Source organism: Streptomyces sp. NPDC126503 (genome assembly GCF_040302405.1).
Classification (GTDB): Bacteria; Actinomycetota; Actinomycetes; order Streptomycetales; family Streptomycetaceae; genus Streptomyces; species Streptomyces gulbargensis.
In genome coordinates, this window is the sequence record NZ_JBEORS010000019.1 from 26,144 (window position 1) to 38,482 (window position 12,339).

General features: G+C 72.9%; 13 protein-coding genes. 8 read left to right on the forward strand and 5 right to left on the reverse strand.

The features are described 5' to 3' along the window. The first annotated feature begins 71 nt into the window (after positions 1–71). Positions 72–1,265, forward strand: coding sequence for an RtcB family protein (locus ABTY40_RS22935; RefSeq protein WP_352061236.1), 1,194 nt, complete (start codon positions 72–74; stop codon positions 1,263–1,265). A gap of 59 nt (positions 1,266–1,324) precedes the next feature. Here the strand turns inward: ABTY40_RS22935 and ABTY40_RS22940 are convergent, their stop codons facing one another. Beyond that, positions 1,325–2,092 (reverse strand): SDR family NAD(P)-dependent oxidoreductase, encoded by a 768-nt coding sequence (locus ABTY40_RS22940; protein WP_352061237.1) that lies wholly within the window; start codon positions 2,090–2,092, stop codon positions 1,325–1,327. A gap of 151 nt (positions 2,093–2,243) precedes the next feature. On the opposite strand from ABTY40_RS22940, the gene ABTY40_RS22945 reads away from it, so the two are divergent. After that, positions 2,244–2,714 (forward strand): hypothetical protein, encoded by a 471-nt coding sequence (locus tag ABTY40_RS22945; protein ID WP_352061238.1) that lies wholly within the window; start codon positions 2,244–2,246, stop codon positions 2,712–2,714. A gap of 48 nt (positions 2,715–2,762) precedes the next feature. Here the strand turns inward: ABTY40_RS22945 and ABTY40_RS22950 are convergent, their stop codons facing one another. Next, positions 2,763–4,244 carry an FAD-dependent monooxygenase gene (locus tag ABTY40_RS22950; protein ID WP_352061239.1) on the reverse strand — a complete coding sequence of 494 codons (1,482 nt, stop codon included), beginning with the start codon at positions 4,242–4,244 and terminating at the stop codon, positions 2,763–2,765. Between the two features lie 117 nt (positions 4,245–4,361). On the opposite strand from ABTY40_RS22950, the gene ABTY40_RS22955 reads away from it, so the two are divergent. After that, the gene (locus tag ABTY40_RS22955; protein WP_352061240.1) at positions 4,362–4,958 is read left to right on the forward strand and encodes a TetR/AcrR family transcriptional regulator; all 597 of its coding nucleotides are present in this window, start codon (positions 4,362–4,364) and stop codon (positions 4,956–4,958) included. Between the two features lie 91 nt (positions 4,959–5,049). Here ABTY40_RS22955 and ABTY40_RS22960 read toward each other — a convergent pair whose 3' ends face one another. Then, positions 5,050–5,787 carry a Mut7-C RNAse domain-containing protein gene (locus tag ABTY40_RS22960; RefSeq protein ID WP_352061241.1) on the reverse strand — a complete coding sequence of 246 codons (738 nt, stop codon included), beginning with the start codon at positions 5,785–5,787 and terminating at the stop codon, positions 5,050–5,052. A gap of 120 nt (positions 5,788–5,907) precedes the next feature. Here ABTY40_RS22960 and ABTY40_RS22965 point away from each other — a divergent pair, with 120 nt between their 5' ends. Both ABTY40_RS22965 and ABTY40_RS22970 read left to right on the forward strand, forming a co-directional pair. Next, positions 5,908–6,357: a GNAT family N-acetyltransferase gene (locus ABTY40_RS22965; protein WP_352061242.1), complete on the forward strand. Its 450-nt coding sequence runs from the start codon at positions 5,908–5,910 to the stop codon at positions 6,355–6,357. 88 nt (positions 6,358–6,445) lie between these two features. Then, the gene (locus tag ABTY40_RS22970; RefSeq protein ID WP_352061243.1) at positions 6,446–7,330 is read left to right on the forward strand and encodes an ABC transporter substrate-binding protein; all 885 of its coding nucleotides are present in this window, start codon (positions 6,446–6,448) and stop codon (positions 7,328–7,330) included. Here ABTY40_RS22970 and ABTY40_RS22975 read toward each other — a convergent pair. Beyond that, on the reverse strand, positions 7,327–7,764 hold the full coding sequence (locus ABTY40_RS22975) for a MerR family transcriptional regulator (protein ID WP_345287310.1): 438 nt from the start codon (positions 7,762–7,764) through the stop codon (positions 7,327–7,329). The genes ABTY40_RS22970 and ABTY40_RS22975 overlap by 4 nt on opposite strands. Positions 7,765–7,910: 146 nt before the next feature. After that, positions 7,911–8,513 carry a hypothetical protein gene (locus tag ABTY40_RS22980; RefSeq protein WP_352061244.1) on the reverse strand — a complete coding sequence of 201 codons (603 nt, stop codon included), beginning with the start codon at positions 8,511–8,513 and terminating at the stop codon, positions 7,911–7,913. Positions 8,514–8,770: 257 nt separating this feature from the next. On the opposite strand from ABTY40_RS22980, the gene hemL reads away from it, so the two are divergent. The 3 genes from hemL (at position 8,771) to ABTY40_RS22995 (ending at position 12,296) form a co-directional block, all read left to right on the forward strand. Continuing rightward, positions 8,771–10,078, forward strand: coding sequence for a glutamate-1-semialdehyde 2,1-aminomutase (gene hemL / locus ABTY40_RS22985; protein WP_352061245.1), 1,308 nt, complete (start codon positions 8,771–8,773; stop codon positions 10,076–10,078). Then, on the forward strand, positions 10,075–10,761 hold the full coding sequence (locus tag ABTY40_RS22990; RefSeq protein WP_352061246.1) for a histidine phosphatase family protein: 687 nt from the start codon (positions 10,075–10,077) through the stop codon (positions 10,759–10,761). The genes hemL and ABTY40_RS22990 overlap by 4 nt, the downstream gene beginning before the upstream one ends. 275 nt (positions 10,762–11,036) lie before the next feature. After that, positions 11,037–12,296: a polysaccharide deacetylase family protein gene (locus tag ABTY40_RS22995; protein WP_352061247.1), complete on the forward strand. Its 1,260-nt coding sequence runs from the start codon at positions 11,037–11,039 to the stop codon at positions 12,294–12,296. Positions 12,297–12,339: the final 43 nt, after the last annotated feature.

Sequence of the window (12,339 nt, forward strand, 5' to 3'; positions counted from 1 at the left end):
TCCGCTGTCACCTCTACGGGCTTTGGCGCCGGTTTTTGCGTTATCAGACTTTTCGGGGGAATTGAGGAAGTATGTCGTACGTCGAGGTACCCGGCGCCAAGGTGCCCATCCGCATGTGGGCCGACCCCGCGACGGTCGAGGGCGGTGCCATGCAGCAGCTGCAGAACGTGGCGACCCTGCCCTGGGTCCGCGGTCTGGCCGTCATGCCGGACGTCCATTACGGCAAGGGCGCGACGGTCGGTTCGGTGATCGCCATGCGGGACGCGGTCTGCCCGGCGGCGGTCGGTGTCGACATCGGCTGCGGCATGTCGGCGGTGAAGACCTCGCTGACCGCGAACGACCTGCCCGGTGACCTCTCGCGGCTGCGGTCGCGGATCGAGCAGGCCATTCCGGTGGGCCGGGGCATGCACCGCGCGGAGGTGGACCCCAAGCGGCTGTACCAGTTCCCGGTCGCGGGCTGGGAGGACTTCTGGGCGCGTTTCGACGGGGTCGCGGACGCGGTCAAGTTCCGCCGGGAGCGGGCGGCCCTGCAGATGGGGACGCTGGGCTCCGGCAACCACTTCGCGGAGGTGTGCCTCGACACGGACGGCGCGGTGTGGCTGATGCTGCACTCGGGCTCCCGGAACATCGGCAAGGAGCTGGCCGAGCACCACATCGGGGTGGCGCAGAAGCTGCCGCACAACCAGGGGATCGTCGACCGTGACCTGGCGGTCTTCATCGCGCAGACCCCGCAGATGGCGGCCTACCGCAACGACCTCTTCTGGGCGCAGGAGTACGCCAAGTACAACCGCGCGATCATGATGGCCCTCTTCCAGGAGGTCCTCCGCAAGGAGTTCCGCAAGGCCCGGGTGACCTTCGAGCCGGTGATCTCCTGCCACCACAACTACGTGGCGGAGGAGCGGTACGAGGGCATGGACCTGCTGGTCACGCGGAAGGGCGCGATCCGTGCGGGCTCCGGCGACCTCGGCATCATCCCCGGCTCGATGGGCACCGGCTCGTACATCGTGAAGGGGCTCGGCAACGCGGCCTCCTTCAACTCGGCCTCGCACGGCGCGGGCCGCCGGATGAGCCGCAGCGCGGCCAAGCGCCGCTTCTCGACCCGGGACCTGGAGGAACAGACCCGGGGCGTGGAGTGCCGCAAGGACTCGGGGGTCGTGGACGAGATCCCGGGCGCCTACAAGCCGATCGAGCAGGTCATGGAGCAGCAGCGGGACCTGGTGGAGGTCGTCGCGAAGCTGAAGCAGGTCGTCTGCGTGAAGGGCTGAGACGCCTCGCGCGACGGGGCCGAGGGGGCCGGTGCGTCGCACCGGCCCCCTCGGCGTGTCTACGGCTCGCGGTGGACCTTGGTGTTGGAGGCCTGGGCGCGGGGGCGGACGACCAGGAGGTCGATGTTGACGTGCGGAGGGCGGGTGCAGGCCCAGGTGATGGTGTCGGCGACGTCGTCGGCGGTGAGGGGGTCGGACACGCCGGCGTAGACCTTGGCGGCCTTCTCGGTGTCGCCGCGGAAGCGGGTGGTGGCGAACTCCTCGGTCCTGACCATGCCGGGGGCGATCTCGATGACGCGGACCGGGGTGCCGACGATCTCCAGGCGGAGGGTTTCGGCGAGGACCCGGGCGCCGTTCTTGGCGGCGACGTACCCGGCGCCGCCCTCGTAGGTGGCGTGGCCGGCGGTGGAGGAGACGACGACGACCGTGCCGTCGCCGCTCGCGGTGAGGGCGGGCAGCAGGGCCTGGGTCATGTGGAGGGCGCCGAGGACGTTGACCTCGTACATGCGGCGCCAGTCCTCGGGGTCGGCGGTGGCGACGGGGTCGGCGCCGAGGGCGCCGCCGGCGTTGTTGACGAGGACGGCGAGGGTGTGGAAGGCGGTGGCGAACTCGTCGACGGCGGCGCGGTCGGTGACGTCGAGGGCGTAGGCGGTGGCCTGGTGGCCCGCCTCGTTGATCTCGGCGGCGAGGGCTTCGACGCGGTCCTTGCGGCGGGCGGTGAGGACCACGCGGTAGCCGGCGGCGGCGAGCTGCCGGGCCGTGGCGGCGCCGATGCCGCTGCTCGCTCCGGTGACGACGGCGATGGGGGTGCCGGGGCGGCCGGTCATGGGTGCTCCTCGCGCAGGTGGTCGATTCGTCGATCGCCCGGTCAGGATAGGTGGGGCGGGGGAGCGGGCGGTCGGTGCGGGGGCGGATGCCGCCGGGACACGCGCTGATCGATTATCGGACTATATGTCGCCTTGTGGGTATTTTGTGCGCATGGCTGTCATGCGGAACGGTGTGCTCGGGGTCGCTCTGGCGGCCGGGCTGATGGTGGGTGCCGGCGGGAGCGCCGGTGCGGTCGGGGCCGAGGCGGATCTGGCCCATCACGGTCATGTCTCCCTGTGGGACGGACGGCTGGGCGTGTGGATGGTGAGCGAGAACCACGGCCCCGCCGATCTGTCGCAGGCGACCGTCCGGATCGCCTTCTCGGAACCGATGGCGGGCGGCCAGGAGCTGCCGTCCGCCTGTCTGTGGAGCAGCGACCGCGTGGTCTCCTGCCGGACGGGGGAGCTGCGGGCCCAGCTGGGCGTCGGCGAGCTGGCCCTGGACCTGCGGACGGCGGGGCGCCCGGACGAGGTGACGGTGGAGATCACCACGGCCTGGCGGGACGGGGCGGAGGACCGGAACCCGGTGAACGACCGCCACCGGGTGCTGGTCCTCGCCACCGGGGACCCGTACGTCTTCTGAGCACGGGACCGTCCGGTACGCCTCCGGGGCGGGGTCGCGCCGGACCGTTCACCGGTCCGCCCGGAAGACGTACCCGTCGGGGCGGACGAGGACGGTGGCGCGGCGGGCCGGGTCCCGCCAGGTGCCCCGGACGACGCGGCCGGGCGCGACCGGCGCCGCCGGCGGCAGGACCGGGGGCGTGCCCTCCGGGCCGATGAGGACGAACTCGCCGGCGCGCAGGAGCTCGTGGAGGCGGCCCTCGCGCAGGCGGACGTCGGGGGCGCGGCGGCCCGAGAGGCGCCCGCCGCCCGGGGCGGGGGCGTAGGAGATGCCGATGCCGCTGATCCGGCCGAGGACCCGGCTGGAGACCGGGTTGGTGGTGCTCAGGACCCGGGCGGCGAGCGAGCGGACGGCGCGGACGGGCGGGGTGTGGGCCATGGCCAGGCGCAGGATCGCCCCGCTGCTGCGCAGGACCATCGCGCCGACCGGGTGGCGCTCGCTGTGGTAGCTGTCGAGGAGCGCCTCGGGGTCGGGGGCCTCGCCCCGCAGGACCGCGGCGAGCTTCCACGAGAGGTTGGCGGCGTCCTGGAGGCCGGTGTTCATGCCCTGCCCGCCGGCGGGGGAGTGGACGTGGGCGGCGTCACCGGCGAGGAAGACGCGGCCCACGCGGTAGGTGGGGGCCTGGCGTTCGTCGCTGTGGAAGCGGGAGATCCAGCGCGCGTCGTGCATGCCGTAGTCCGTGCCGAAGGCCCGGCGGGCGATGGCGCGGATCTCGGCGAGGTCGACGGGCTCGGTGTCGGCGACCTGGCGGGAACGGTCCCAGCCCATCACGCGGTACCACCCGTCCCCGAAGGGGGCCATGAAGGCGAAGGAGTCGCCGTTGCCCTGGACGGTGAAGGTCGCGGCGGGCTCCTCGGTGAGGCGGACGTCCGCGAGGACGAGCGAGCGGATGACGGAGACGCCGGGGAAGGGCAGGCCGAGGGCGGAGCGGACGGCGCTGCGGACGCCGTCGGTGCCGACCAGATGGCGGGCCCGGAGGGTGAGGGGGGCACCGTCGGGGCCGGTGAGTTCGGCGGTGACGGTGTCGGCGTCCTGGCGCAGCCCCCGGAGCTCCGTCTCGTGGTGGAAGGTCACGCCCGCGCCCTCCGCGCGCTTCTCGAGGAGCTCCTCGACCTCGTACTGCGGGGTGACGAGCAGGTGGTTGTAGCGGGAGGGGAGCCGGGTGAGGTCGAGGGAGGCGTGGCCGAAGAGCAGGAGGCGGGTGACGCGGGTGCCGGTGGCGACGAGGTCGTCGGCGAGCCCGCGGGCGTCGAACTGCTCCAGGGTGCGGGCGTGCACGGCGAACGCGCGGGTCAGGTTGGCGCGGGTGCGGGGGCGGCGCTCGACCAGGGTCACGCGGAGACCCGCCGCGGCGAGGTCGCCGGCGAGGAGCAGGCCGGTGGGTCCGGCGCCGACGACGAGGACGTCGGTGTCGGTGCGCGGGGCAGTGGTCGTGGGGGCGGCGGTGGTCGTGGCCGCCGGGGCGGTGTGCGTGGTGCGGGGGGTGCTCATGGCTGCCTCCAGAGGGTGCCCACGTCTGTTGGCCAACACGCGTTGGTCAACGCTTGTTGGCAAGCGTAGAACCGTCGGCAGTGGAGTGTCAACGCTTGTTGGCCTACAGTTGTGGGCATGACGACCGTCCGCCGTTCCGACGCCACCCGGGCCGCGATCCTGGAGGCTGCGCGCGAGCGCTTCGCCTCCGACGGGTACGAGCGCGCCACGATCCGGGCCATCGCCCGCGACGCCGGAATCGATCCGTCGATGGTGATGCGCTACTACGGCAACAAGGAGGGCCTCTTCGTCGCCGCCTCCGCGATGGACCTCTCCCTGCCGGAGTTCGGCTCCCTGCCCGCGCGGCACGCCGGGACGGTGCTCGTCCAGCACTTCGTCGACCGCTGGGAGCAGGACGACCGGCTCACCGCCATGCTGCGCGTCGGGGTGACCAACGAGGCCGGCACCGCGCGCATGCACGAGATCTTCGCCCAGGGCCTCGGCCCGCTCACCCGCGGCGTCTGCCCCGTCCCCGAGGAGGCGCCGCGGCGGGCCGCGCTCGTCGCCTCGCAGATCCTGGGCATGGCCCTGGCCCGGTACGTGCTGCGGCTGCCGCCGGCCGTCGAGCTGACCCGCGAGGAGATCGTGGCCTGGCTCGGCCCGACCGTACAGCGCTATCTGACCGCCGAGAGCCCCCTGACGCCCCCCGATCCCCTGACCGCCGGGAGCCCCTGACGGCCGGGAGTCCCGGTCGTCGACGGCCCCCCGACCGCCGGGAGCCCCTGAGCGGTACGGCCCCGGGCGGGCGCTCCGGTCGTCGTACGGCTCAGAGCGCCGTCGCGCCGCCGAACTCCCGTACCGCCTCGGAGACGATGGCCTCCAGCCGGGAGTGGTGGGCGCCGCGCCAGTAGACCCGGCCGCACTCCCCGCACTGCGCGAACACGTCGTACGTCTTCTCCGTGCCCTGCTCCAGCCGCTCGCGGACCGCGTCCTTGTCCGCCTCCGTCAGCTCCCCGTTGCACGCCGTGCAGCGGGTCCACGGGGCGAGCGGCGGTGTGAAGCGCTCCAGGACGTCGCGGAGCTGCTCGTCCGGCCGGTCGCTGTAGACGTAGGCGCCCGCCCACAGTTCGCGGCGGCGCAGCAGCCCCCGGTCGCGGGAGAGCATGACGCGCCGCTCCCGCGCGGAGCGCGTGGCCAGGGCGGGGTCGCCGATGTCCTCGCTCTCGTAGGCCGCGTCCACGCCGAGCAGCCGCAGCCGGCGGGCCAGCGTGCCCAGGTGGACGTCGAGCAGGAAGCGGAGCGGGGCGCCCGGCACCGTCTGCGGGCGGGTGACGTCCTCGACCTCGACGGTCTCGCCGGCGGCCGGGACGTGCGAGGTGTCCACGGGCCGTCCGTCGACCAGCAGCCGCCCCGCCTCGGTGAGCGGCACCCCCAGGGACTCGACGACATGGCCGAGCGAGGAGACGCCGTCCGTGGTCACCCGGGTGCGCCCGGCGCGCCGCTCGGCGGCGACGAACAGGCGCAGCCCGGGGGCGAAGCTGATGTGGATCTCCGGTCCGTTCACGGGGACAGGATGGCATCGGGGCCGGGCGGGTGGCGAGGGGATTCGGGCCCGGGGACCGAGGGGGCGGCACGGATGGCGGCACGCCGCCCGCGCCCCGCCGCCCTCCGATACCGTCCCGGCATGAAGATGATCGACCTCGGTCCCGGCGACCCCCGTCTGGAGTCCGACCTCCTGCCGGTCCTCACCGAACTCCGCCCCCACCTCACCCCGGAGCTCTTCCGCGAGGTGTACGCCCTCGGCCACCCGCAGGGCCTCCGCTTCTCCGCCGCCTACGCGGACGACGGCCGCTGCGTCGGCGCGGCGGGCTGGCGGATCGTCCACAACACCAGCTCGGTCCGCCAGCTCTACGTCGACGACCTGGTGACCGCCGCCGCCGCCCGCTCCACCGGCGTCGGGCACGCGCTCCTGGCGCACCTGGAGGAACACGCCCGCGCGGCCGGCTGCCACGAACTCAACCTCGACTCCGGCACCCACCGCACCGGCGCCCACCGCTTCTACCTGCGCGAGCGGTTCGACATCGTCGCCTTCCACTTCAGCCGCCCGCTCCCCGCCCCGGACGAGGCTCCCTAGGGAGGGTCTCGTCGCAGGCCCTCTTGTGCGGGCCGGGGAAGGGTCCCAAGGTGGCCGGGAGGCGGGATCCACGGGAGGGAGCGGGCGTATGTCCGAGGCGCGGGCGACGGGTTGGGAGTGGACGGACGACAGGGGAGCGGTGGCGGTGGCGGCGCGCCCGCCCCGGCGGGTGCTCGCCTACGTGCGCGCCGGGGCCGCGCTGCTCGACCTCGGCGTGACCCCGGTCGCCGTGTACGGCTCCGGGCACGACGGCGCCCTGCTGGATCCCGCCAAGGCGGGCGGCCTGGCGGCGGCGGGGGTGCCGTACGCGGGCGCCGGCCGGGATCTGGACGAGGAGCGGCTGCGGGAGCTGCGGGTGGAGCTGGTCGTCGACGTCACGTACGACGGGAAGAGTCCGTACGCCCTGGACGAGGCGCTCGCCGGGCGGCTCGGGGTGCCCCTGGTCGCGCTCGCCGTCGGTGACGAGCTCACCCTGCCCGCGATCCTCGACCGCTTCGCGGACCTCGCCGCGACCCTGGGCGCGCCCCGCACCGCCGCAGGGCCCGCGCCGCACGGAACCGGCGGCCTTCCCGCTGCCGAGGCCGCGCTCCGTACCGCCGCCGCCGGGTCCGGGGCGCGGGTCCTCGCCCTCTCCGGGGCCGGACCCGACCAGGTGCATCTGGCGCGCCCGCGGGCCTGGCCCGAGCTGGTCCGGCTCGCCGCTCTGGGAGTACGGCTCCTCGACCCCGGCCCGGGGCCCGGCACGAGCTGGCTCACCACCGACTGGCGGCGGGCCGCCGAACTGGGCCCCGGCCTGGTGCTGTTCGACCACCGGGCCCACGCCGTACCGCCCCGAACGCTGCCCGGGGTCCTTCCGCCGGACGTCCGGCTCGTCCCCTGGAGCCCGGAGCTCCCGCCGAGCCCCGCCGCCTGTGCCCGTTTCTTCGGCGCGCTGGCCGAAGCGCTGGGGCGGGATCCGGAAGGCAGGTTCTAGACGGGACAGACCAGCCGGGAGCGGAGGGAGGCCGCGAACTCCTCGGCGCGGACGAGCTGGGCGCGGAGCTCCTCGACCCGGTCGGCCGCCGCCTGCTCGAAGCGCTGGACCAGGGCCACCAGGGCGGCGTGCTCGGACGGGTCGAGCTCGGTGTCGGTGCCCGGGCGGTCGGCGGCCAGGCGGTCCATCGCCGTGAGGAGTTCGCGGGACTCGTCCAGGGTGAAACCGAGCGACCTCATGCGGCGGATCACCATCAGACGGTCGACGTCGGCCTCCGTGTAGAGCGGGAAACCGCCCTCGGAGGCCGTGGACGGCATGACCAGGCCGCTGTCCTCGTACTGGCGGATCGTCCGCAGCGGCAGCTCGGTGCGCGCGGCGACCTCACAGAGCTGCAGGGGTCCGCCGGCCGACCGTACTCCTCGTACTCCGCTCACGGCGTCCGTCCTTCCTCGTCGTCGTCGGTCCCCGGAGTGCGCGTCGCCGCGCATCCCATACCATTCGTCCTAACTTCAGCACTTATGAACGAAGGAACCGCGACGAAACGCCCGTGCGGGCGGGCACACACCCCGCCGGGCGGACGTCAGGGCCAGACCAGGCAGTAGGGCTGGTGGCCCGCCTCGTGCAGGCGGACGGAAAAATCCTGCCACTCGTGGAGCAGCTGGTAGACGTCGAAGGCGTCCCGCGGGCCGCCCCGGTCGGGGACCGTGGACCAGATGAAGGCGGCGGCGCCGACCGACTCCTCGCCGACCCCGCGCAGCGGGTCGACCACGGTCATCGGCAGCTTCACCACCGCGTAGTCCGGGTGGAGCACCACCAGCTCCAGCGGGGGCACCTTGTGCAGGGGCATGCCCTGGATGCCGGTCAGCACCATGGCCGCTATGGTCTCCGGCTTGATCTTCGTGAACATGCCGCCCATGCCGAGCTCGTCGCCGCCCAGCTCCTCCGGGCGCATCGAGATCGGTACCTGGGCCGCCGTCGCACTGTTGGGCGCGCCGAAGTACTTGTACGTCACCCCCAAGCTGCGGCCCCCGACCGTCGGAGCCGGATCGGCCGCGGGCTCCGGGAGCGCCTGACCGTCGGCCGGGGCAGGCTCCCCCGTCCGACGCCGCCGGTGCCTCCCCCGCCGGACAGGCTCCGGACCCAGGTCGCCCGTCCCCTCGCCCGGTCCGCCACCGCGATGCATATCTCCACCCGACTGCTTTTTCTCGGCAACACGACCCCGCCGCGCAACCCGATCATCGTGTCAGTGACCTCCCCCACGTTCGTACGGTGAAACACCTGTCCGCAAGAACGCCGTGGCCTCTGACACCATGGATTCCGTGAGCCATCCCTATGACGCCCCAGTTTCGCAGACGCGGAGGACGGACGCCCCGGCGTAATTCACAGGGTGCCCACACCGTCCCTCCGCATCAGACGCCGTACTCGCAGGTCAGGATCGCAGTGTCGTATTCATACGAAGCCCCAGTCTCACAGACGCTTTTCGACCGCGCGTCCCTTGTGACGCCCGGTGGCGTGAACTCACCGGTGCGCGCCTTCCGGGCCGTGGGCGGAACGCCCCGGTTCATGGTGTCCGGCACCGGTCCGTACCTCACCGACGCGGACGGTCGCGAGTACGTCGACCTCGTCTGCTCGTGGGGACCGATGATCCTCGGCCACGCGCACCCCGAGGTGACCGCCGCGGTGCAGGCCGCCGTGGCCCGCGGCACCTCGTTCGGTACGCCGGGCGAGGGCGAGGTCGCGCTCGCCGAGGAGATCGTGGCCCGGATCGAGCCGGTCGAGCAGGTGCGCCTGGTCTCCTCCGGCACCGAGGCCACCATGTCCGCGATCCGGCTGGCCCGCGGTTTCACGGGCCGGGCCAAGGTGGTGAAGTTCGCGGGCTGCTACCACGGCCACGTGGACGCGCTGCTCGCCGCGGCCGGCTCGGGAGTGGCCACCTTCGGCCTGCCCGACACGCCCGGCGTGACCGGCGCGCAGGCGGGCGACACGATCGTGCTGCCGTACAACGACCTGGAGGCGGTCCGGGCCGCGTTCGCCGCGCACCCGGGCGAGATCGCCTGCGTGATCACCGAGGCCTCGCCGGGCAACATGGGCGTGGTGCCGCCGCAGGCGGGCTTCAACCAGGGCCTCGCGGACCTGTGCCGGGAGAACGGCGCGCTGTACATCTCCGACGAGGTGATGACCGGATTCCGTACGAGCCGGGCCGGCTGGTACGGCGTCGACGGGGTGAAGCCCGACCTGATGACCTTCGGCAAGGTCATGGGCGGCGGCTTCCCGGCCGCGGCCTTCGGCGGCCGCGCCGACGTGATGGGCCACCTCGCCCCGGCCGGTCCGGTCTACCAGGCGGGCACGCTCTCCGGTAACCCGATCGCGACGGCCGCCGGGCTCGCGCAGCTGCGGCTGCTCGACGAGGCGGCGTACGCGAAGGTCGACGCGGTCTCGAAGGAGATCCAGGGCCTGGTGACGGACGCGCTGGCGAAGGAGGGCGTGGCGCACCGGCTGCAGACGGCCTCCAACATGTTCTCGGTGTTCTTCACCGCCGACGAGGTGCGGAACTACGAGGACGCGAAGCGGCAGGAGGCCTTCCGCTTCAACGCCTTCTTCCACTCGATGCTGGCCGACGGCGTCTACCTGCCCCCGTCGGCGTTCGAGTCCTGGTTCGTGTCGACCGCGCACGACGAGCGGGCCGTGGAGCGGATCGCGGCGGCGCTGCCGGCCGCCGCCCGCGCCGCGGCGGAGGCCACGGCATGAGCGACCGCGACCAGGACGTCACCGTCGTCCACCTGGTGCGGCACGGCGAGGTGCACAACCCGGACGGGATCCTGTACGGGCGCCGGGCCGGCTACCACCTGTCGGAGCTGGGGCGGCAGATGGCGGACCGGGTCGCCGAGCACCTGTCCGGCCGGGACGTCACCCACGTCGTGGCGTCCCCGCTGGAGCGGGCGCAGGAGACGGCCGCGCCCATCGCGAAGTCGCACGACCTGGAGCTGGCGACCGACGAGCGGCTCATCGAGGCGGCCAACGTCTTCGAGGGCAAGACCTTCGGCGTCGGGGACGGCGCCCTGCGCAAGCCGGGCAACTGGCGGCACCTCACCAACCCCTTCCAGCCGTCTTGGGGCGAGCCGTACGTCGAGCAGGTCGTCCGCATGATGGCCGCGCTGGACGCGGCCAAGGACGCGGCGCGCGGGCACGAGGCCGTCTGCGTCAGCCACCAGCTGCCGATCTGGATCGTGCGCAGCTTCGTGGAGAAGCGGCGGCTCTGGCACGACCCGCGGCGGCGCCAGTGCACGCTGGCCTCGCTGACCTCGTTCACGTACCGGGGTGACCGGATCGTCTCGGTCGGGTACAGCGAGCCGGCCCTGGATCTCGTTCCGCCGCACCTGCGGGCGGGCGCGAAGCCGGCGAAGGGGAAGTCGAAGGCCTTCGGCGCGTAGCCGCCCGCGCGGGGCCCGGACCTCTGCCCGGTGCCCCGCGCCCGTATCCTCCCCGCTCCCTCCACGGCTTCTCCCCGTCCTCTCCCTGGACAGCCGGCACGCCTCGGGACACAGTCAGGGCGATCGAGTGGTGTACATGCCAGTCGTGTACACGCCATTCGATCGCCCTGAAATTTTTGCGCGCACGCCGGGAACCTCCGCCTTCCTCCCCGCATCTCACTGATTGTCGGATTGGATGACGTTTCTGTCGTTCGTGAGCGCGAATTGGGGTTGGCATGCGCGGGATCAGTCGAAGGAGTCTTCTCGGGGCGGGCGTCGGTACCGCCGCGGCGGTCGGGATAGCCGGCTGCGGCACCGGAAACGCCGGAACCGAGAGGAAACCGGGAGGCTCCGGGCCCGGCAAGGGCGGCGACACCGGGACGGGCGCCCCCACGACCCCCGCCCCGACCCAGGACGCCAAGCTCATCGGCGACGGTTCCACCGCCGACACCGGCAAGCAGCCCCGCCAGCCGGAGGCCCCCGTACCGCTCGAACCCGGCCAGACGCCGCCGCAGTTCGTCGTCTTCTCCTGGGACGGTGCCGGAGAGGTCGGCAACGGCCTCTTCCCCCGCTTCCTCGAACTCGCCAGGAACCACGACGCGGCGATGACCTTCTTCCTCTCCGGGATCTACCTCCTCCCCGAGTCGAAGAAGAACCTCTACCGCCCGCCGAACAACCGCGTCGGCGCCTCGGACATCGGTTACCTCACCGACGACCACATCAAGGACACGCTGAAGTACGTCCGCCAGGCCTGGCTCGAGGGCCACGAGATCGGCACCCACTTCAACGGCCACTTCTGCGGCGGCTCCGGCTCGGTCGCCCACTGGACCCCGGCCCAGTGGCAGAGCGAGATCGACCAGGCCATGAAGTTCGTCACCGAGTGGAAGACCAACAGCGGCTGGACCGACCTCGACCCGCTGCCCTTCGACTACTCCAAGGAACTCGTCGGCGGCCGCACGCCCTGCCTCCTCGGCCAGGACAACCTGCTGCCCACCGCCCAGCGCCTCGGCTGGCGCTACGACGCCAGCTCGCCCGGCGGCCGTCAGACCTGGCCGGTCAAGCGCCGCGGCCTCTGGGACCTGCCCCTCCAGGCCGTGCCCTTCCCCGGGCACTCCTTCGAGGTCCTGTCCATGGACTACAACATGCTCGCCAACCAGTCCGGCAACTCCACCAAGGGCATGCCCTCCCGCTACCCGGGCTGGCGCAAGCAGGCCACCGACGCCCTCCTCGCCGGATTCCGCCGCGCGTACGAGACGAATCGCGCGCCCTTCTTCATCGGCAACCACTTCGAGCAGTGGAACGGCGGCATCTACATGGACGCCGTCGAGGAGGCCCTGAAGGCGATGGCCGGAAAGAAGGAGGTGCGGCTCGTCTCCTTCCGGCAGTTCACGGACTGGCTCGACGTCCAGGACCCCAAGATTCTCGCCAAACTGCGCGGCCTCGGCGTGGGCGAGAAGCCGGCCGGTGGCTGGAACGCGTTTCTGCGTACGGCTTAGCCGATCTTGACAAGGGGCTTTACGGGCACGTAGGGGGGTGCCC